The sequence below is a fragment of the Clostridium sardiniense genome, assembly GCF_019753795.1.
Classification (GTDB): Bacteria; Bacillota; Clostridia; order Clostridiales; family Clostridiaceae; genus Clostridium; species Clostridium sardiniense.
This window is the reverse complement of sequence record NZ_JAIKTU010000011.1, coordinates 94,229-114,863: the sequence shown is the minus strand read 5'-3', so window position 1 is coordinate 114,863 and position 20,635 is coordinate 94,229. Positions and strand designations below refer to the sequence as shown.

Sequence of the window (20,635 nt, the reverse complement as noted above, 5' to 3'; positions counted from 1 at the left end):
TTACCTTCCTTTACCAAAGTTTTTCTATATAGCCTTTTGAGTGAAGGTGTTTTCTATAATTAATCATTGCAGTATAAGTTGCAAGTATATAGATATTTTTATCTTCACATTCTTTAAGTTTATTAGTTAATGCTTCATAATCATCTTCTATTATAAACTTATTAGAATCAAGACCAGCCGTTTTAAGTCTAACTGCCATATCATACATTCTCATACCAGAAATGTATATATCATTTATTGGAAGATTCGGAAGTCTTTCAAATCCAACATCCCAAATCCAAGACACATCTCGTCCATCTGCATAGTTATCGTTTAGCATAAATAAAGCTGAGAATGGCTCTTTATTTAAACATAAAGTATCAATTGCTTGATTATAACCTGCTGGATTTTTTACAAGTATTATTTTAACATTTTTATCATCAATTTTAATAACTTCTTGTCTACCAAAACTTGAATCTTGTTTTCCTAAAGATTTTGCAATTACTTCATCTGATACACCAAGTTCTTTTGTTATTGAATAAGCACAAAGTCCGTTATATATATTATAAGCTCCAGATTGACTTATTGTAATTGGAGTTCCATTAATAACAACTCTTGAGTATTCAGGTGTAACTTCAATTATTTCATCAACTGCATATTTTAAAGGAGCTCTTTTGTATCCACAGCTAGGACAATAAAAATCTCCTAAATGATTATATGTAATGAAATTATAACTGTATGGAGATTTACAGAATTTACAGAACTTAGAATCTGCATTTACATCAAGCTTTGTATCTTCTTGAACTGGAACATTAAATCCATAAAACTCTGTAGGATTTTTAATTTCTAGATTACCAAGTAATGATTCATCTCCATTTAAAATAAGCTTTGTTTTAGGAGCTTTAACTACTCCTTCAAGTATCTTTGTAAGTGTTGTATATACTTCGCCATATCTGTCGAGTTGGTCTCTAAATAGATTAGTTACAGTTAAAAGTTCTGGACTTATGTATTCAGTGATGAATTTAACATTAGCTTCATCAACTTCTATAACTGCATATTTAGAAGTGTTTTTATCTCCAAATTTAAAGTTATCAATGAAACATGACACAATACCAGGGAAAAGGTTTGCCCCTGTATTATTTGTTATTACTTTAAATCCATTTTCTTTAAGTATGTTTGTAATCATACTTGTAGTTGTTGTTTTACCATTTGTACCAGTGATAAGAATAACTTTATATCCCTTAGAAACAGTCTTTAAAATATTTCTATCTAATTTTAAAGCAATTCTTCCTGGGAAAGTACTACCACCTTTTAAAAAGTTTTTTGATATGAAAAGCACTATTTTACTAGAAATAATACTTATAAATGATTTTATATTAATAGTATTCACCACCCTATAGTTAATAAGTATCGACAGTTATCACATAAATAATAACTAGTATAACATAAAATTATATTACATAGAAATACTTTTAAATACAATAAAATTAATATTAATATAAGGAAATAGTCATAGAAAAATACAAAAATAAACTGGCTTTGCAAATAGAGTTATATGTAGTTTTATGTAGATTCTTTTATTGGTTTTTGATAAAATGTAAAATATATGAATAAACAATTAAAAAGAAATTAACATTCTAAACTCTTGGGGGTATTTATGAAAGCGTTTAACGATAATTTAAAAGAAAATAAAATTCGGAGTAATAGAAAACAAAATATACAGAGTATCCTAACTCTTATTGGAAGTTTAGTATTTGCATTGCTGATGGCTTTAGGATGTAAGGGGTTTTTTGGGGCTGAAGAAGAACTTATATTAGATAAAGAGGATGGAATATATTATTCAGGAAAGTACGATGAAGCATTAAAAGAGTACGAAAAAAAGCAGAAGAGGGAAAAGTGGCCTATTTGGATAATAAAGGAAGCAGAAATATATTCATTAAAAGAAGAGCGTGCACAGTCTAATTCTTTATTAGATAAAGCATATAGAGATAGAAATAAACTAGAAAAGGACAAGGGGATTGATAAATATAAGGAAGAGGACAAGGTTCTTGGAAATTATATCACCTTTACCTATCTTATGAATGGAGATGCTGAAAAGGCAAGACAGTATGGAGAAGATTTTTTAATGAAAGAACAAAATAATAATCCGTTAAGAGAAACTATGACTGTTGTGTATTTAGCTCAAAATAATAAAGACAAAGCAAAAGAAATGGTAAATGGATATAAAGCAGATGATTCCTTTGAATTAGCTAAAAAAGCTGATTTAAATATGATAGTTAATAATTATGAAGAAGGATATAAAAACTTACAAGAATCCTATAATCTTAATAAAAATGATATTAAGATTTTAGATGTTATAGAAAACAATGTATATGGAAATAGAGAGGGCGCAATTGAGTATTTAGAAGAGTTATATAAAGAAAATTCATCTAATACTATAACTAAATTAGCATTAGCAAAAACCTATTCTATAGAAGAAAAAAATTTAAATAAGAGTTTGGAAATTTTAGATACTTTAAGTGATGAAGAGAAAGATTCTTTACTTTATAACTGCATTCAATTAGAAATAAATAAAAAACAAGTTAAAGATTGCACTGAAATAATAGATAAAATAATAACTAAATATGAAGATACTTATGGAGCAAATTATATAGCCGGTATGTATTATCTAGAAAATAAAGATTATAAAAAGGCTAGTGATTATGCAATAAAAAGTTCTTTTATAAATAAAGAATATAGTAATATATATGGTTTATTACTTTCTAATTTGATGCAAAATGAGGGAGATGAAAATATCACAAAGGCTTACTTAAGAAGAGGGCTATATTATTCTCCGTCAAACTGTTTAATAATAGAAAATGTGGCTAATTTTTATGAAAAGGTTGAGCAAAAAATAGATTTAGCGTATGATTATTATAGGTTAGTTTCATATGTAGACGTAGGGAGAATAGAAAATTATTATCATATAGCTAGTATAGACATAATAAAAAATGAGTTAGATAAAGCAATAGATAGCTTAGAAACGGCTGTTAAAATAAATAAATCTAATGATAAATACTTTGCAACACTTGGATATCTTTACTTTAAAGAAGGGGATATTGATAAAGGGATTGAAAATACTAGAAAAGCATATGAGATAAATGAAAGAAATATAGAAGCTTTGAATAATGCTGCAATTTACTATGCTGTATATGAGGACAACATAGAAAGAGCTTATAAAAATATAGCTACAGCTAATGAATTAGTATCAGAATCTGATGATTTTATCAAGAAAGAAATTATAGATAAAAACTATAATAAGTTTAAAATAGGGTATGAGCAATTTGAAGATGACAGATATAGAAAGATAGATTCATCTCAAGTTGAATTAATATATTAAAAAGCACCAATATAGAAAGAAGGAGATTAATTACTATGTATCCAATTAGATTTGAAAACTTATACTATGACAAAATATGGGGAGGCAGAGATCTAGAAAACTTCAGAGATAATATGCCAGATGGATTAATAGGAGAAACTTGGGATATTGCATGTCATAGAAATGGTACTGGAGTTGTTGAAAATGGAGAATTTAAGGGAATGAAGTTTGATGAGCTTATAGAAGAACTAGGTCATAAACTAGTAGGTGATAAGATCGCAACAAATAACTTCCCATTATTAATAAAACTTATAAATGCAAACGATAAGTTATCAGTTCAAGTTCATCCAGGAGATGAATATGCAAGAGTGGCTGATAATGATCTTGGAAAGACTGAAGCTTGGTATGTTGTTGATGCAAAAGAAGGAGCTTCACTTATAGTTGGAACAAAGAATTGTGATAAGAAGACTTTTGAAGAAGCTATTAAAAAAGGAGATTTAACTCCATATTTAAATCAGATACCTGTAAAAAGAGGGGATATGTTCTATGTAAAAAGTGGATTAGTTCATGCGATCTGTGAAGGTGTTGTAATTGCAGAAATACAACAAAATAGTGATACTACTTATAGAGTATATGATTATGGAAGAGGAAGAGAAATACATGTAGAAAAAGCACTAGATGTTATTGATTTCTCATTAAAGGGAGAAAATATAAAGGGAATTACAATTCATGAAGATGGATATGATAAAACAGTTCTTTGCATTGGAGAGTATTTTGCAATAGAAAAATATGAAATAAAAGAAAGTGCAAAAGAAGAAAGTGATAGAGATAGATTCTATCTATTTACTTGTGTTGAAGGAAATGGAGAAATAGTTTGGGATAAGGGATCATTAGAAGTTAAGATGGGAGACAGTATACTTATTCCAGCATACCTTGGAGCGTATGAGCTTAAGGGAGAATTTACACTTCTTAAGAGTTTTGTACCAGATGTTGAAGAAGAAAAGAAAAAGATATTAGCTCCAGTTTTAAAATAGTATATAAATAATATATAAGGAGACTTTATTTTACTAAAGTCTCCTTATTTTCTTAAATTTTACTTAATTAATTGGATAATGTAGACAAGGTGTCACAATATACTTATAATTAAAAAGTCAATAATATTTTTGAAAGTGAGTGAGAATTAGTGGGAATAGATTTACTATTAATACTTAAAGCAATAATTATTGCTATAGTAGAAGGTCTTACAGAATTTGTTCCGGTATCATCGACAGGGCATATGATACTAGTAGGAAATCTAATTGATTTTACTGGTGAATTTGCAAATATGTTTGAAGTTGTTATACAACTTGGAGCAATTTTAGCGGTCGTTGTATTATTCTGGAAAAAAATTAGTACAAGTGTAGTAGAATTCTTTAAATTTATATTTACAAAGGGAAGAGAAGGAGAAACTGGTTTCAGATTCGGGATTAATGTAATAGTTGGTTCCATACCAGCACTTATAGTTGGTCTAGCTCTTCATGATAAAATTAAGTCCTTATTTACACCAAGGGCTGTTATATATGGATTTATAGTTGGTGGTATTCTATTAATAGTTATAGAGAATACTTATAGAAAAAGAAGACCTAAGGCAAATGATATAGACAAGATTACAGCTAAAGAAGCATTAATAGTTGGTGTGGCTCAATGTTTTGCTATGTGGCCTGGAATGTCAAGAAGTGCTTCTACTATAATGGGTGGTTGGATAGCAGGTCTTTCAACTCCAATTGCAGCAGAATTTTCATTCTTCTTAGCAATACCAGCTATGGTTGGTTCAAGTGGTCTCGATATGTTGAAATTTGACTATTCACAAATGGATTCAACAAAATGGATAGCATTAGCAGTTGGATTTGTGGTAGCATTTATAGTTTCATTAATAGTAATGGATAAGTTTATAAGTTACTTAAAGAAGAAACCAATGAGAGTATTTGCAGTATACAGAATAATAGTAGGTGTAATACTTGCTGTATTAGTATTTGCAGGTTTTATGACTTTACCACCTTTATAGGTTAAAGAGTTTAGCTAATAAATATTAGCTAAACTCTTTTTTATAGACATAATAAATTAAAATAAATAATATATTTATACGAAGTAAGCTTAAAATACAATTTATTAATAATATGGTAAAATATGCTTTATAAAATTGATAACTTATGGTAATATAAAAAAAGAAATAGTTTACTTTTAATGTTAATATTGAAAACAATTGTATCTAGTGTTGTACAAAGGTTAGGAGAGAAAAAGATTAAATTTTTTTGTTTGAAGTTGTCAGAAAATAAAGAAAATTTAATTAAGAATGTCTATAAAATGGGTAGAGGGGGATTTGTGAAATGACAAAAGGAGTTAAAAAAATAGCTTTATTAACTGGAGGAGGAGATTGCCCTGGTTTAAATGCTGTAATTAGAGCAGTAACTAGAACTGCAATTTTAAATTATGGTTATGAAGTTATAGGTTATAAATTTGGTTATCGTGGGCTATATAACAATGATTTCATACCATTAACATTAGAGTCAGTATCTGGAATACTTCATAGAGGAGGTACAATATTATATAGTTCAAATAAGGATAATCTTTTTGATTATAGTATTGAAGAAGATGGAGTAACTGTAAAGAAAGATGTCTCAGATGTAGCAGTTGAGAATCTTAAAAAAGAAGGAGTAGATGTATTAGTAGTTATAGGAGGGGATGGTACATTAACTTCAGCTAGAGATTTTTCGCGAAAAGGTATAAAAGTTATAGGTGTTCCAAAGACTATAGACAATGATTTAGCATCGACTGATGTTACATTTGGATTTAATACTGCAATAGATGTAGCAACAGATGCTTTAGATAGACTTCATACAACAGCAGAATCACATCATAGAATTATGCTTTGTGAAGTTATGGGAAGAGGAGCTGGCTGGATTGCATTAGAATCTGGAATAGCAGGTTCAGCTGATGTAATTTTATTACCAGAGATTCCATATGATATTAATAAGATAGTAGACAAAATTAATGAAAGAAAAGCAGAAGGTAAACTATTCACAATCATAGTAGTTGCTGAAGGTGCAAAAGCAAAGGATGGAGAAGTTGTAGTTTCTAAGATTGTAGCTGATAGTCCAGATCCTATAAGGCTTGGTGGAATTGGAAATAAATTAGCTGATGATTTAGAAAAGATAATAAAAGATCATGAAGTAAGGTGTACTGTTCTTGGGCATATTCAAAGAGGGGGCAATACTTCAACTTTTGATAGAATTTTATCAACAAGATATGGAGTAGCCGCAGTTGAAATGATTAATGAAGGCTTATTTGGTAATATGGTATGCTTAAAAGGGGATGAAATAACTTACGATAGCTTAGAAAATGTAATAGGTCAAAAAACTAAACAAGTTGATCCAAGTTGTGAATTAGTTACAATTGCTAAAAAAATAGGAATCTCATTTGGAGATTAGTTAAAAGATATTTAAAGGATTTAGCATGTTGCTAAATCCTTTAATTCTAATATTGATATAATTATAGATGGTTCAAAAATATATGGTAATATGTTATAATTTTATTAACAATTGGGACAGATTTAAATTTTAAAGCTGGAGGGTATTATGAAAGAGATTAAAAAATATTTAGAATCAAGAATTGGTACTTATAGTTTCTTCTTTGAAGATTTAGAAAGTGGATTTGTTTACGGTTACAATGAAAACGTTCAGATGGTTTCAGCTGGATGTATGAAGTTACCTATAGCAGTTTCTTTAATAAAAGATGTTGAAAGAGGAAGTACATCTTTTATGGATAAAATAAAGATAGAAGGCTCAGATAAAGTTTATGGAACAGGTATAATTCATGAATTTAACTCTAGAGATTATACTGTATTTGAACTTTTAGTTGCTATGCTTATTCAAAGTGATAATACAGCAGCAAACAAAATTATTGATATTGTTGGAATAGATCAAATAAATAAAGATATCAAAGAAATGGGTTTGAAAAATACCGTCCTAAATAGAAAAACAACTGATGAAAGAAAGGGAAAATCAGATATAGAAAATTTAACATCAGCTAGAGATTTATCAAAGATGTGGAAGCATTTATACGAAGGAACTTTTCTAAGTAAGGAAAATAGTACAATGTTAATAGATATTCTAAGGAGACAGCAGATCAAGAATAAATTAGCACTTTATATACCAGATGATTTAAAATATGAAATTTCAAGTAAGACTGGAGATAAAACCGGAGTCGAAAATGATACAGCACTAATTCAGCTTTCAAAAGGAACATTTGCATTTACAGTTCTTTCTATGTCAATTCCAAATAGTGTTTATGGAACTGTAACATTAGCTAAATGTGGTAAGATGATGTGGGATAATGTGATGAATAATTGGAATTAGGCTCTGAAACCTAGTGTTTAAGCCATTCTTAAATTTAAAAAACAGCCAAAAAGGCGATTCGTCAAAAATTCGTCAAAAATTTAAAATAAATTAGATATTAATTCAGCTGCTTTATTATACATTTCGTCTGTTACATGTGAGTACACTCTCATAGTTTGTTCTACATCATGACCAAGTATATGAGCAGCTGTTTTAAAGTCTAATCCATTTGCTATAAGTTTTGTTGCATAAGTATGTCTAAGCTCATGTATACATGTATCAAATTTTTTACGTAATTGTTTATCTAAGTTTGTTCTCATACTATCAGAACTTTTTGCAGTTATTAATCTCTGATCTATATTTAAAGGTCGAGATTTTTTTATTTTCAATAATATCTTTTTAGTACTGGGAGGCAAAGGTACCATTCTATTAGAATTTTTACTCTTTACATCAGTGAATCCGAAACAACCATCCTTTTTCTTTTGCCACTGTTTAGTTATAGATATAGAATTATTTTTAAAATCTATATCATTCCAAGTTAATCCCATAATTTCTCCAACTCTAAGTCCACAAGTTAAAGCTAATGATACAACAATTTGATAATCACTATCTTTTTTTAGATAGTAATCCATTATAGTACTTTCTTCTACAATACCTAAGGCTCTTCGTTTATTAGGTTCTTTATTAATAGGAATATCTAAATTAGACATATCTCTTACTGGAAGGTTATATTGCTTTTTAGCAAAGTTAAGCATGCATTTAAATATGGTTAATCTTCTATTTAATGTTGCATTTGATACCCTAGATATTAATTTATTAACGCATTTCTGAACATCTATTAATTGTAGATCAGTTACTTTTATATCATCTATAGGAAAGTTACGTAAACTTTCTTTATAATTTTTATACGTGTTTAAAGCTCTATGCAAATAAACATGGTTTAAATATTCTTCTTTAAGTTCTCCGATAGTTAAATCCTCGAACCCGTCATATATCTCATATTTAGAAGTCTCTTTTAAAGTATCAATTAATCCATCAGCATATTTTTTTGCAGCTCTTTTAGTTTCAAATCCTTGCTTAGATTTCTGCTTCCATTTACCTAATTTATCTTTATACGAAACTATAACTTGGATTCCTTTATCCTTATTTCTGTATGTTATATTATAATCCATTTATATCAACTCCTTTAGAATGTATGTTCTAATTAATTTAAATAATAAACAGTTGCATAAAGTAACAACTGCTTATTATCAAAAAGCTTTACCTATGTATAATTTAGGTGTGAAATAAATTATATAGTTGTCTATCTGATACATTGTTCCATATTTTTGAGAATAGTAATTTATAGCCTCATCTAAGTATTGTTCTGTTACATTTAAATATTCAGCTATTTCAAATCTACTTCTACAACCATATTCAAAAGCATTTATTATACCTACTATTCCTATATTTTTATCATATCCCCATCTTCTAGCGATGAGCTCTTGTTTTCTATTTTTAATTTTATTTTGATTAGTTATATTCCCATAATTTAATTTATAATGTCCAATTTCTTCAGCTAAGATACAATATTTATCTTTTGTGCTCACTCTATCATTTATAAAAATTATATTATTGATGCACTTCCCACATGGATTATTAGTACCTAAATCCATTTCTATGACTTTTATTCCTTGTGAATGTGCTTCGTTTAATAATCCCTCATAATTTGTCATATACAGATCCTTTTAAATTATTTATTCTTATTTAAGTATTCAGCTATTCTTTCATCCATAATCTTTTTTTCATCGTCTGATAAGTTATCATCATGACAAGCTACAAGATAAGGAATAGAATTCTCTGAATTATTTTGAGCACATAAATTGTTATTTGATAATGCGTATTTAGGGTTATCAAGTAAATCTTTTGTATAAGCAATAACTTTTTTTCTACCTATATCATTTAAATTTCTTAAATCATCTATATGTTGTTGTTCTTCTTTTGATAAATCATAATTAGAAATATTGTTAGTTATTTCTGCTTTTTCCATTGGAACATCGTAACCCATTAACCAAGTTTCATTTAGGTTTAAAGCCATTCCTAGCATAGAGAGTTTTTCTTGTCCTGGTTTGACTTTACCAGATAAATATTGACTTATATCTGATTTGTTTATTTTAACATTATATTTCTTACAAAAAGGTTTTAACATTTCTAGTAAATCGACTTGTCTTAAATTACGTTCCTTCATTACTCTTTTTAATCTAATAGAAGTATTTTCAAGTTCCATATAATCATTCCTTTCATATTTATAGAATAGTGCATTTTGAACAAAAGTTCAATAGATTAAACAAAAAAGTTAAAAAAATTGAACAAAAGTATTGACAGTTAAATATTGGGGTGGTAACATAAAGTTGTTCAAAGGATTGAACTTAGAAATTGGAGGTGAAAACATGGCTTTTAATTATAGTAAATTAAAAGGAAAAATAATAGAGAAGTTTGGAACACAAAATTGTTTTGCAAAGTGTTTAGGAGTTTCGGAGAGGACATTGTCTTTGAAATTAAATAGCAGAAGATTCTTTTCACAACGTGAGATAATTAAAATATCTGAATTATTGGATATAGATTCAGATGAGATACAATTATATTTTTTTGAGAAAAAAGTTCAATGAATTGAACTTTAAAGTGGAATTAGGAGGCTATAAAGAATGAATAATTTAATGATTTTTGAAAATAAACCAGTTGAAGTATTTGAATTAGATGGACAAGTTTTATTTAATCCTAAACATGTAGCTGAATGTCTAGAAATAAAAAATGTGAATGACAATATAAGAGCTATGAATGAAAAACAAGTGATCAAGCTTACTAATTCTAAAATCGGTAAATCCGACTTTAGAAAATTACACAACACAGGAGAAAACTTTTTAACAGAAAGTGGAGTTTACAAATTAATTTTTAAATCTAAAAAGAAAGAAGCTGAAAAGTTTCAAGATTGGGTAACTGATGTAGTATTACCAAGTATAAGAAAGTATGGAACATATATGACTGATAATACTTTAGAAAAAGCATTAACAAGTCCTGATTTCTTGATTAAACTAGCAACTAATTTAAAAGAAGAACAAACAAAGAGAATATTACTTGAAGAAGAAAAGGAACGTAATGCTCCAAAAGTTATTTTTGCAAATGCAGTTAGTACAAGCCATACTTCAATACTTGTTGGAGAATTAGCAAAGCTAATAAAACAAAACGGAGTAGATATAGGGGAAAGACGATTATTTAATTGGCTTAGAGATAATGGATATCTTATAAAGCGAAAAGGAACTGATTATAATATGCCAACGCAAAAGAGTTTAGAACTTAAGGTGATTGAAACTAAAGAAAGAACAATAAATAATCCTGATGGAAGTATTAGAATTACCAAAACTCCAAAAGTTACTGGCAAAGGTCAACAATATTTTATAAATAAGTTTTTAAATTAAAGGAGGACAAGCAGTTATGGGAAAAGACATAGAACCTTTATGGAATAAGAAGGACGTAGCTGAATTTTTAGATGTAAGTGTATCAGCAATAAATAAGTGGCTTGAGAATGGAGCTATAAAATCATGTCCTAAAGCTCCAGGAGGAGTTAGGTTTAATCCTAGCTATATACGATCACTTGGAGAAATGGGATTTAAAAATAATGTATCGTCTCCAGAGATATTTAGATTGAAAAAAAAATATGAGAAAGAAATTAGATTAAGAGAGGAGAAGATAGTGAAATTAGAAAAGATGATTAGAAATTTTCATATAGAAAGTACTAAAGCTATGAACACTTTGTTAGATATAGATGCAATTTAATGAATTAAGGAGGTATGAGGATGTTATCTTATCACGGGAGGTTAATATTAAGTGTTTTAGTTATGGCAGGATTAACTTTTAGTTCAGCATTAGGAATTTATGAGTTTAATCATGCTAAGAGCAGCAAGAGGAGATTAACATATGGATTATTAAGTGTATTTAGCTTAATAAGTATGATTTTAGTATCAAATTTAATTTAGGAGGAATGAAAGATGAATAATATCAAGCTTATCAATATTAAGGATGTAATTGAAGAAAATGCGAAATTAAGAATTGAAAATGACATGTTAAGAAAGCACGTTTATGACTCTAAAAGTTGGCTTTCATTAAGGGAAGGAATAATAATACCTGAGTTATTAAGAGGTGGTATACCTAAACATTTAGCGGGTTATGTAACAACAGCAATAGGGAATATAGTTAAAGAATATTTAGATGTAAGTAGATTGGTTGAAATAAATGCAATAAACTATGAAAAAGCTAAAAATATTACATTAGATATTGTACAAGTTCTAGGAAAGTATGAACATGAAAAATCTATTAATTTAAATAAAAGAAAGAATAGGGGGTTCTAGGAATGTATAAGGTAGAGTTTACGAATATAGGACATAGAAATACTAATTTTACAAAAGAATTAGAAGAAATAACATGGGATAGCATGGTGGATTGTGTAGCAAAATATTGCACAAGTAGTGCTTTTTCAATATGGTTTAGTGAACACGAAAATAATGAAAATGAAGTAAAGGGAAGTGTGTGTGCAGGATTTCATACTATAGGACAATTTAGAATAACTAAAAAGGAGGAATGATCTAATGATAGCAGCAGGAATAAGTTTTATTGGTACAAGCCAAGAACTTAAAGAAAAAATTGATTTGCTAAGAGCAGTAGGACAATATTCAGATGAAGCAGTTATCTTATATTTTGAAACTAATGATGCAGAGTGCGCAATAAGAAAAGTAGAAGAAATGTATAAAGAATACAAAGAAAAAGGTCATTATGCAACCGTCCAAAGTATGCAAAATGACCGTGATGAAATTACTTTTAATGATATTTTACCATCAAGTGTAGATTTAGACAATGGAGAAATTTATGACAAATTAAATGGAGAAACGATAAGAACATTATAGGAGGATATAGGAATGAATAAAAAACATATAAATGCACAATTATGTAAGGTGTTTAATCAATTTTTAGAAAGCATAGAAAATGAGGAAATTAAGGATCTATTAAGAAAAGGAACTATAATAACTGGCGGTTCAATAGTTAGTTTACTACAAGGTGAGACTCCACATGATTATGATTTGTATTTTAAAGATTTTAAGACTTGTTATAAAGTAGCTGAATACTTTGTAAATAAATTTAATGATGATAAGAAAGAGAAGAAAGCAGTATTAAAGATACAGACTTCTAAAGAGTTAATTGAAGGTGTTGAAAAGTGGATAGTCTTTGATGATGCATTAAAAGAAATTGCAGATAATAAAGAACCTAGGATAAAGATATTTATCCAAAGTGAAGGTGTAGCAGGAAATGAAGAGGTTGAAGATGATGAAATGCAAACTAATATAACACCACAAACTGATATGAACGAGTGCGAAGAAACTCCTAAATATAAGCCTAAATTTTTAACATCAAATGCTATTTCACTAACTGAAAAAATTCAATTAGTAATTAGATTCTATGGGGATCCGGGTAAAATACATGATAATTATGATTTTGTTCATTGTACAAATTATTGGACAAGTTGGGATAGAAAAGTGTTGCTTAAATTAGAAGCTGTGGAAGCTATTATAAATAAAGAATTGATATATGTAGGTAGTAAATACCCATTATGTTCAATTGTAAGAACTAGAAAGTTTATTAATAGAGGCTGGACTATAAATGCAGGACAATATTTAAAAATGTGTATGCAACTAAATGAATTAGATTTAAAAAATGTACAAGTGTTAGAGGATCAATTGGTAGGTGTAGATAGTACTTATTTTAAGATGTTAATTAATGCATTAGAGGAAAAACAAAAATCTGATAATGATTTTAAGGTTAGTTCATCCTATGTAGCAACTATAGTAGATAAGATATTTTAGGAGGAGATGGAGATGGTAGTAGAAGCGAAGAAGTTAAATATATTTCAAAAGATACAGAAGGCTAGGGTAGAACTTCAAAAAAGAGATTTAAAGAAGACAGGGCATAATAAACATGCTAATTATAAATATTTTGAACTTGGAGATTTCTTACCTGAAATTAATGATATATGTTGTGAATTAGGATTATATACAGAATTTGAATATAAGGAAAAGGAAGCAAAACTTTACGTTATAGATACAGATAATTTGGATATCAAGAGAGAATGGAGTACACCAATAGAAGTAGCACAATTAAGAGGATGTAGTGCTATTCAAAATATAGGTGGTACACAAAGTTATGCAAGAAGATATTTATATATGATGGCTTTTGAGATTGCAGAAACTGACACTATAGATGGTGGAGAAGTTGATGAGGAAGCAGCATTTGCTAATCAAAAAATAAGTAAAGCTCATATATTCACAATAAATAAATTAATAGCTGAGACTAATACAGATATTAATAAATTTTTAGCATGGAGTAATGTATCTAAAATTGAGGATATAACAAATGAAATGTTTAATGAATGTATTAAAAGTCTTAATGATAAGAAGAAAAAATTAGAGCAAGAAAAGAGCTTAAAACAACAGCAAGAAGAACACCAAAAGGAACTAGAAAAACAAAAAGAAGATTTTGAGTTTTAGGAGGATTTAGAGAATGAGAGAAATAGAAGTTAAAAAGCAGTTACCGGTTATAAGTATGAACTTTGAAGAGGTGAAAGTATCATTACAAGATACTATGAGCAAATATGAGGGCATAGTTGTAACAGAAGAAGGGTTGAAGGATTGTAAAGCAACTCAAAAGGACTTAGCAGGACTTAGAAATAAAATAGATACTTACAGAAAAGATGTTAAGAAAGAAATGGAGTTACCTATTAAAGAGTTTGAAGGTAAGTGTAAAGAATTAATTAGTCTTATATCAGATGTAGAAAAGCCGATAAAAGAAGGAATAAAAATCTATGATGATAAGCGTAGAGAAGAAAAAAGAAATAAAGCTTTAGAGTATATAAAAGAAAGTATAAAAGCTCACAACTTAACTCAAAAGTATGCAGATAGATTAGATGTAAAAGATAAGTATTTAACTCTTAGTGGAAGCTTAAAGAGTATTAGAGAAGATATAGAAATGAGAGCAGTAATGCTAGAAAAAGAGCAAGAAGATGAAATACAAAGACAAGAAATGCTTAAGGTATCAATTCAAAATGCTATAGATAATGCTAATGAAGGCATAAATACAAAATTAAAATACGAGGACTTTACAAAGTATATAGAGTTTGGATGGCTTTTAGATAGGATATTAAAAGAAGTTAATGATAAGGCAACTATGATAAAAGAAGTTGAAAAACCAAAGGAAGAAGTACAAGCTCCTATAGAAAAAGTAGAAGAAATTAAACAAGTACCAGTAAAAGAAATAAAGAAAGATGAAGAAAAATATTTTGTAGATATTCATGTAGAACACAGTTTTGAAGGTATTCAAATATTAAGTAAATTCTTAAAAGATAATGGATATAAATATGAGGTCCATAATAAAGGAAAAGTTAAGTAAGAAAAGGTGATTAATTTGGATAAGTCTTCAAAGGGATTTATAAAACTAGACAGAGCCATCTTTGAACATTGGATATTTCAAGATGCAGAAAAATTTAGAGCATTTGTGGACCTTATCCAATTAATGAGGTGGAAAGATGAGAAGCTTGTAATAGGTAATAAAGTTGTAGATATTCCTAGAGGAAGTTATTACACTTCTGAGTTAAAGCTTGCTGAAAGATGGGGTTGGAGTAGGAACAAAACAAGGGACTACCTTAAGTTATTAGAAAGTGAAGGCATGATAATTAAAAAAGGTACAGCAAAAGGAACAACTCTAAGCCTTGAAAACTATGACTTTTACCAAGGTGAGGGTACAACAAAAAGTACATTAAAAAAGCAGCAGGATATATATCAAGATGTACAACAAAAAAACCATCAAGAAATACATCAAGAAAACATTGAAGAATACACAGAAAAAGATACAACAAAAAGAACAACTTCAAGCCTTGGAAACAGTAGCTTTTATCAAGATGAGGGTGCAACAAAAGGTATATCAGAAAAACAACAACAGGTACAGCAGGAGGTACAACAGAAGGTACAACAAAAAAACATCAAAAGGTACACAAAAGAAGAAGTTAAAGAAATTAAAGAATATAAAGAAGTTAAAGAAGGAGAAGAAGTTAAAGATAATATACCAGAACTTGAACCTATTTTCTTTCCAACTCAATCATGTCAAAAGATTTATAAGTTGTTAGGAGAAAATGGCTATAGATTCTTTATGAATACAGATATAAAAGAAGATGATAATACTATATCAATAAAAACTAAGAGCAACGTAGACAAAACTATAATAGCTCAATATATACCTAGAATAGATTGGCAGTTGAATAAAATAATAGAGGTGACTTAATGAGAATATGTGAGATAGAAGAGTGTGGATCATCTCATTTAGTGGAATTACACCATATAGTATTTAGAGGACAAGCACCAGCTTTAATTAATTGCAAACATAATTTAATTCCATTATGTTATGAACACCATAGAGGAACTTATGGAGTGCATGGAAGTAAAGGGCATGAGCTTGATATGAAATTAAAGTATGAGTTTCAAGAAAAGTTAAGAATGGTATTTGGAGAAGATATTTATTATACAGTTGATGAAATAAGCAATAGGCTAGATATAAAATATAAAGAAACAAATAGACTTGTAAAGACATTGTTACCTAAGGAAGGTAAATATAAGGGGGAAGACATTATAAGGTCATGTATGGGAGGAAAATTAGTTTTAGGAGGAATAAATTAATGAAGTTAGATTTAGGAGACTACAGAATAGAAAGTGATGAAAAACAATTTATAGTTCAAGCTAAAAGTATTATCAGAGAAAGTAAACTTACAAAAGAGGAGAATGTAGGTAAAGAAGTTTTTAAAATAGTTGCATATCTGCCAACTTTACCAAAGTGTTTAAAATTTATAGCTAATAAGGTGGTTTTAGATAATGATGATATAAATACTATAAAAGATAAGTTAGACAGCTTACACAAAGAAATTTCAAAGCTAAATCAAGCGTTAGAGGTTTAGTATGGATTATAAAGAAGAATATGACCAAGATGTTATTTTATATAACAACATATGGAATAGATACAAGAGTTTAAATGAAAATGATATTTCAGGAGCCTTTAACTTAATGAAGGATAGTTTAATAGTTTCAGAGCGTTGGAGTGTTATAAGAGAAGATTATAAGAAGATATTGAAACGTGGAGAAAGGGCAGCAGAAAAAGAAAGAATAAATGATATGTGTAAGAAATTAGATGATATTCATGCAGATACTAAAGCAATGTGGAAAGATGCAGTTTATAGATTTAAAAATAGGGAGGATTACTAAAATGAAGAAACTAAAGATAGGGGAAGAGTTTGAAGTTAAAGAAGAAGGTTATTTACAAAGTGTAATTGATGAAAAAAATTACTCCATTAAAGGTCGGAGATAAAGGAATAATGACTAAGAGTGGGATTAGATATTTAAGTGGAGAAGCTAAAGATAGTATAGTTTATAATATCGTAGATAGACCATCTTATGATACAGAAAATATTGCTAAAAGGATATTACAAAATCTTAAATATGATGTATTCAGATTTGAAGATTTATTATATGACGAAGAGATAAAGGATGAAGAAGTTATAAATTCTATATTAGAAGAGCTTGAAGAATTTATTTAAATAACTAAATATGAGAGTGAATTGAGTTATAGCTATACTCTTTCATTCTCATATGATAATCAAATGATAGAAGGTGAGCTTATGAAGTTGAAAGAGGGACAGGATGTAAAGTTAGTCCATAGAGATTACCACTATAGAGCTAAAGAGTATTATGGGAAAGTAAATAAAATATATAAAAGATACATTTTACTAGATTTAAATAACTATAAGACTTGTGTTTTATTAGCGGATATAATTGATCCAGTTCAAAATATTCTTAAAATTAAGAAAAAGAAGAAGTGGATAAATGTAACTAAAGAAATGTTAGAAGCAGGTGTAGTAAGTTGAAGAATGAAGGGAAGAGATTCGAGGAAGATTTTAAGAAGTCAGTTCCAGAAAAGTATTTTATATATAGATTCAAAGATGGTACAGCTAACTTTAAAGGAACTAAAAATGAAAATGTAAGATTTCAAGCACATAATATTTGTGATTTTCAAGTAGTTACAGAAAATAAAGTTTTTCTATTAGAGCTTAAGAGCTATAACGGTGTAAGTATTCCTTTAAGCGGAATAAGAAAGACACAACTAGAAGAAATGTTAAAGGCAAGTAACTATAAAAACATAGAACCATATTTTATGTTTAATTTCAGACCTTTACAGAAGGTTTATGCGGTTAAGGTAGAAAATGTACAAGCATTCATAGAAAAGGCAGAGAGGAAGAGTATACCAGTTAGATGGTGTATAGAAAATGGAATAGAGATTGATGGGATTAAAAAGAAGGTTAGATTTAAATATAATCTGGAGAGCTTTTTTAGAAATATATATTCTTAATAGATTTACTTGTAAATGATAATTAAACAATAAAAATAAATCCAGAAATGAGGTATATAGAAATGAGTAAGTTAAATATAAGATTAAATTATAAAAATGCATGTATATTAAAACATGCATTAAGAAATCAAGTAGAATTAACAAAGATATTTTTAGAAGGTCCAGGAGTAGTGGATTTCTCAAAAGAAGATCTAGATAAGATGGAAAAAGAACTAAAAGAAGAAAAAGAGCTTTAGCATCTATGGGAGAAGCAATGATTAATGCTACGGAATGTCATGGGCGTAGTTGGTATAAATCAAATACACAATAGTGAGATAGTCCGCAATATGAGGAAAATGTAAAGGGGAGTTTGAAATGGAAAGAGAAGAAGAGCTTCTTAAAGATACAGAAGAAAAGCTTGAGAATTATTTTAAAAGAGAAAATATATTAAAAACATTAGACAAAAGAATCGAGAGTTTAAAAGAAAGAATAAATAAGATAAACAATGACTTAAGAGAAGTAAATATTAGTATTCCAGAAGAAAGCAGAGCTATTACTTATGAGGAAAGAGTACAAACATCAGGTACAGGAATAAGTTATGCTGAAAGTTCTGTTATGAATATAACATCAAGAATGCAAAAGATATTAGAGAAAAGTAAGTTAGAATTAATTGATCTTGAAGAAAAAAGATTTAATATAGAAACAGATAATGAAGTTATAGAAGATAATATTAAAGAGTTAAAAAATGAATATATAGATATAATAAGGTTAATATATGGAAAAGGAGAGACAGAGGAATTTGTTGCTCAAAAGTTAAACATAGATAGAAGTAATGTAAATAGAAGAAAGATATCAATATTGAGAAATGTAGAACATTGGTTTTATTGGTTTAATAAAAAATAGCGCACGAAAATCGCACAAAGGTTGCACAACATTATTTACAAAAAGCAGTATACTAAGTATATGGACAGGATGAAATTTCTTGTGCGTCCTCCTGATTAATAGATAAGCAGGGGTAAAACCCTGCAACATGGAAAGTCACTAGATAGGAGTGCTTAAAGAAGGTTCGAATCCTTTGCTTTCCTGCATGACCTCTCATAAATTCTCAATACCCAAAATTAAGGTAGGATTAAGTTCCTACCAATATGTCGATGTAGCGTAATGGTAGAGCACTAGGGACGCGTCGTAAAAAAGACTAGAGGGAGTTGGTTCAATTCCAACCATCGGCACCATTAATAAAGACTAATAGTAGGGATTACAACGTGCTATTAGCGTAAGTTTACTAAAGAACCTAGTGTAAAAGCTGGGTTCTTTTTTAATTATTGTTACGGTTAAGGTGTGTAGATAAATTAACTCAAATAATAATTAAAGGAGAAAATAAAAGATGAAAGTTTTAAGTTTATTTAGTGGAATAGGAGCATTTGAGAGGGCGATATCTAATAAAAATATTGAACATGAAATAGTAAATTATTGTGAAAAAGATAAGTATGCAAGTTATGCATATAGCATATTACATAATATTTCAGAAGAAAAGAATCTAGGTGATATCGTAGAAGCTAAAGGGGAATATGCAGACCTTATTACCTATGGATTTCCTTGTGTAGATATTAGTTTAGCAGGAAGTTGCAAAGGGATAATAAAAGGTAAGACTAAAAGTGGTTTACTATTTGAAGCATTAAGAATAATAGAAGAAAGTAAACCAAAGGTTGCTATTGCTGAGAATGTAAAAAATTTAGTCAGTAAGATGTTTATAGATGATTTTAATAACCTAATAGAGGAATTAGATAGATTAGGATATAACTCTTATTGGAAAGTATTAAATGGAATAAATTATAATTCAGCGCATTCAAGAGAAAGAATTTTTATTGTTAGTATAAGAAAAGATGTAGATAAAGGAAATTTTAAATTTAAAGATGGTACTGACAACCTAGTAACTTTACAGAGTATAACTGAAAAATCAATACAAGAAAAATATTATTGTAAAGATAATGAGTATATTAAAGAGTTTACAGATAATATTCATAAAAGAATAAATAACTTTAAGGAGCCTAGTAAATATGGACTTATTAAGGTTGGAGATATAAATAATCCAAAATTAAGGCAGATGAATAAGAGAGTCTTTTCAGAACTTGGGGCAAGTCCAACATTAGTTACTGGATCAGATAGCATTCCTAAAATAGTTCAATGTAGAGTTAGAAGATTAACTCCACTTGAATGTTGGCGCTTAGTTGGGTTTAATGATTCTGATTATTGGAAGGTTAGAAAAGCTTTAGAGAGTAAGTTCTATTACGGTAAAGACATTACAGATACACAAATGTATAAAATGGCTGGTAATAGTATTGTAATACAAGTTGCAGAATATATAATTGATGGTTTAAGAGATGTTATTTACTAGAAAAATACATTATTAAAATATTTTAATAGATTAGAAGGAATATGTATATTTTGGTCGAATAATATAATTACAACATTATGG

At 28.5% G+C, this 20,635-nt stretch carries 29 protein-coding genes and 1 tRNA gene; 26 read left to right on the top strand and 4 right to left on the bottom strand.

The window, feature by feature from the left end; translation table 11 throughout:
* Positions 1–10: 10 nt before the first annotated feature.
* Complete coding sequence (locus K5V21_RS13990) at positions 11–1,369, bottom strand: Mur ligase family protein (protein WP_221861796.1); 1,359 nt, start codon at positions 1,367–1,369, stop codon at positions 11–13.
* Positions 1,370–1,636: 267 nt separating this feature from the next.
* On the opposite strand from K5V21_RS13990, the gene K5V21_RS13985 reads away from it, so the two are divergent.
* The 5 genes from K5V21_RS13985 to K5V21_RS13965 all read left to right on the top strand — a co-directional run bounded on the left by K5V21_RS13985 (position 1,637) and on the right by K5V21_RS13965 (position 7,731).
* Positions 1,637–3,358 carry a tetratricopeptide repeat protein gene (locus K5V21_RS13985; protein ID WP_221861795.1) on the top strand — a complete coding sequence of 574 codons (1,722 nt, stop codon included), beginning with the start codon at positions 1,637–1,639 and terminating at the stop codon, positions 3,356–3,358.
* 35 nt (positions 3,359–3,393) lie between these two features.
* On the top strand, positions 3,394–4,371 hold the full coding sequence (locus K5V21_RS13980; protein ID WP_221861794.1) for a type I phosphomannose isomerase catalytic subunit: 978 nt from the start codon (positions 3,394–3,396) through the stop codon (positions 4,369–4,371).
* A 149-nt stretch (positions 4,372–4,520) separates the two neighbouring features.
* Positions 4,521–5,381 (top strand): undecaprenyl-diphosphate phosphatase, encoded by an 861-nt coding sequence (locus tag K5V21_RS13975; protein ID WP_204595168.1) that lies wholly within the window; start codon positions 4,521–4,523, stop codon positions 5,379–5,381.
* Positions 5,382–5,703: 322 nt separating this feature from the next.
* Positions 5,704–6,804 carry a 6-phosphofructokinase gene (locus K5V21_RS13970; protein ID WP_221861793.1) on the top strand — a complete coding sequence of 367 codons (1,101 nt, stop codon included), beginning with the start codon at positions 5,704–5,706 and terminating at the stop codon, positions 6,802–6,804.
* A 147-nt stretch (positions 6,805–6,951) separates the two neighbouring features.
* Positions 6,952–7,731, top strand: a complete 780-nt coding sequence (locus tag K5V21_RS13965) for a serine hydrolase (protein WP_221861792.1) — start codon at positions 6,952–6,954, stop codon at positions 7,729–7,731.
* An 80-nt stretch (positions 7,732–7,811) separates the two neighbouring features.
* Here the strand turns inward: K5V21_RS13965 and K5V21_RS13960 are convergent, their stop codons facing one another.
* The 3 genes from K5V21_RS13960 to K5V21_RS13950 all read right to left on the bottom strand — a co-directional run bounded on the left by K5V21_RS13960 (position 7,812) and on the right by K5V21_RS13950 (position 9,976).
* Positions 7,812–8,882 (bottom strand): site-specific integrase, encoded by a 1,071-nt coding sequence (locus K5V21_RS13960; RefSeq protein WP_221861791.1) that lies wholly within the window; start codon positions 8,880–8,882, stop codon positions 7,812–7,814.
* Between the two features lie 78 nt (positions 8,883–8,960).
* The gene (locus tag K5V21_RS13955) at positions 8,961–9,425 is read right to left on the bottom strand and encodes an ImmA/IrrE family metallo-endopeptidase (RefSeq protein WP_221861790.1); all 465 of its coding nucleotides are present in this window, start codon (positions 9,423–9,425) and stop codon (positions 8,961–8,963) included.
* 17 nt (positions 9,426–9,442) lie between these two features.
* Complete coding sequence (locus tag K5V21_RS13950) at positions 9,443–9,976, bottom strand: transcriptional regulator (RefSeq protein WP_221861789.1); 534 nt, start codon at positions 9,974–9,976, stop codon at positions 9,443–9,445.
* A gap of 163 nt (positions 9,977–10,139) precedes the next feature.
* On the opposite strand from K5V21_RS13950, the gene K5V21_RS13945 reads away from it, so the two are divergent.
* The 21 genes from K5V21_RS13945 to dcm all read left to right on the top strand — a co-directional run bounded on the left by K5V21_RS13945 (position 10,140) and on the right by dcm (position 20,554).
* Positions 10,140–10,358, top strand: a complete 219-nt coding sequence (locus K5V21_RS13945) for a DUF739 family protein (protein WP_221861788.1) — start codon at positions 10,140–10,142, stop codon at positions 10,356–10,358.
* A gap of 36 nt (positions 10,359–10,394) precedes the next feature.
* Positions 10,395–11,165, top strand: a complete 771-nt coding sequence (locus tag K5V21_RS13940) for a phage antirepressor KilAC domain-containing protein (protein ID WP_221861787.1) — start codon at positions 10,395–10,397, stop codon at positions 11,163–11,165.
* Between the two features lie 16 nt (positions 11,166–11,181).
* Positions 11,182–11,523, top strand: a complete 342-nt coding sequence (locus tag K5V21_RS13935) for a hypothetical protein (RefSeq protein WP_221861786.1) — start codon at positions 11,182–11,184, stop codon at positions 11,521–11,523.
* Between the two features lie 20 nt (positions 11,524–11,543).
* Positions 11,544–11,723: a hypothetical protein gene (locus K5V21_RS13930; RefSeq protein ID WP_221861785.1), complete on the top strand. Its 180-nt coding sequence runs from the start codon at positions 11,544–11,546 to the stop codon at positions 11,721–11,723.
* Positions 11,724–11,735: 12 nt separating this feature from the next.
* Positions 11,736–12,095: a DNA replication initiation control protein YabA gene (locus K5V21_RS13925; RefSeq protein ID WP_221861784.1), complete on the top strand. Its 360-nt coding sequence runs from the start codon at positions 11,736–11,738 to the stop codon at positions 12,093–12,095.
* 2 nt (positions 12,096–12,097) lie between these two features.
* A complete protein-coding gene (locus K5V21_RS13920) occupies positions 12,098–12,328 on the top strand; it encodes a hypothetical protein (RefSeq protein WP_221861783.1) in 231 nt (76 codons plus the stop codon).
* Between the two features lie 4 nt (positions 12,329–12,332).
* Entirely contained in the window at positions 12,333–12,647 is a 315-nt protein-coding gene (locus tag K5V21_RS13915; protein ID WP_221861782.1) for a hypothetical protein, read from the top strand.
* 12 nt (positions 12,648–12,659) lie between these two features.
* On the top strand, positions 12,660–13,601 hold the full coding sequence (locus K5V21_RS13910) for a hypothetical protein (protein WP_221861781.1): 942 nt from the start codon (positions 12,660–12,662) through the stop codon (positions 13,599–13,601).
* Between the two features lie 12 nt (positions 13,602–13,613).
* Complete coding sequence (locus tag K5V21_RS13905) at positions 13,614–14,282, top strand: ERF family protein (RefSeq protein WP_221861780.1); 669 nt, start codon at positions 13,614–13,616, stop codon at positions 14,280–14,282.
* A 13-nt stretch (positions 14,283–14,295) separates the two neighbouring features.
* Complete coding sequence (locus K5V21_RS13900) at positions 14,296–15,180, top strand: DUF1351 domain-containing protein (protein ID WP_221861779.1); 885 nt, start codon at positions 14,296–14,298, stop codon at positions 15,178–15,180.
* A 15-nt stretch (positions 15,181–15,195) separates the two neighbouring features.
* The gene (locus K5V21_RS13895; protein ID WP_221861778.1) at positions 15,196–16,068 is read left to right on the top strand and encodes a hypothetical protein; all 873 of its coding nucleotides are present in this window, start codon (positions 15,196–15,198) and stop codon (positions 16,066–16,068) included.
* Entirely contained in the window at positions 16,068–16,460 is a 393-nt protein-coding gene (locus K5V21_RS13890) for a hypothetical protein (protein WP_221861777.1), read from the top strand. The genes K5V21_RS13895 and K5V21_RS13890 overlap by 1 nt, the downstream gene beginning before the upstream one ends.
* Positions 16,460–16,735: a hypothetical protein gene (locus K5V21_RS13885; RefSeq protein WP_221861776.1), complete on the top strand. Its 276-nt coding sequence runs from the start codon at positions 16,460–16,462 to the stop codon at positions 16,733–16,735. The genes K5V21_RS13890 and K5V21_RS13885 overlap by 1 nt, the downstream gene beginning before the upstream one ends.
* A 1-nt stretch (position 16,736) precedes the next feature.
* On the top strand, positions 16,737–17,039 hold the full coding sequence (locus K5V21_RS13880; protein WP_221861775.1) for a hypothetical protein: 303 nt from the start codon (positions 16,737–16,739) through the stop codon (positions 17,037–17,039).
* 68 nt (positions 17,040–17,107) lie between these two features.
* Complete coding sequence (locus K5V21_RS13875; RefSeq protein WP_221861774.1) at positions 17,108–17,371, top strand: hypothetical protein; 264 nt, start codon at positions 17,108–17,110, stop codon at positions 17,369–17,371.
* Between the two features lie 81 nt (positions 17,372–17,452).
* Positions 17,453–17,698: a hypothetical protein gene (locus tag K5V21_RS13870; protein ID WP_221861773.1), complete on the top strand. Its 246-nt coding sequence runs from the start codon at positions 17,453–17,455 to the stop codon at positions 17,696–17,698.
* The gene (locus K5V21_RS13865) at positions 17,695–18,180 is read left to right on the top strand and encodes a Holliday junction resolvase RecU (protein WP_221861772.1); all 486 of its coding nucleotides are present in this window, start codon (positions 17,695–17,697) and stop codon (positions 18,178–18,180) included. Before K5V21_RS13870 ends, K5V21_RS13865 begins: the two co-directional genes overlap by 4 nt.
* 62 nt (positions 18,181–18,242) lie before the next feature.
* On the top strand, positions 18,243–18,416 hold the full coding sequence (locus tag K5V21_RS13860) for a hypothetical protein (protein ID WP_221861771.1): 174 nt from the start codon (positions 18,243–18,245) through the stop codon (positions 18,414–18,416).
* Between the two features lie 118 nt (positions 18,417–18,534).
* Positions 18,535–19,062, top strand: coding sequence for a coiled-coil domain-containing protein (locus tag K5V21_RS13855; RefSeq protein ID WP_221861770.1), 528 nt, complete (start codon positions 18,535–18,537; stop codon positions 19,060–19,062).
* 244 nt (positions 19,063–19,306) lie between these two features.
* Positions 19,307–19,391, top strand: a tRNA-OTHER gene (locus tag K5V21_RS13850).
* A gap of 152 nt (positions 19,392–19,543) precedes the next feature.
* The gene (dcm, locus tag K5V21_RS13845) at positions 19,544–20,554 is read left to right on the top strand and encodes a DNA (cytosine-5-)-methyltransferase (protein ID WP_221861769.1); all 1,011 of its coding nucleotides are present in this window, start codon (positions 19,544–19,546) and stop codon (positions 20,552–20,554) included.
* The last annotated feature ends 81 nt before the right edge of the window (positions 20,555–20,635 follow it).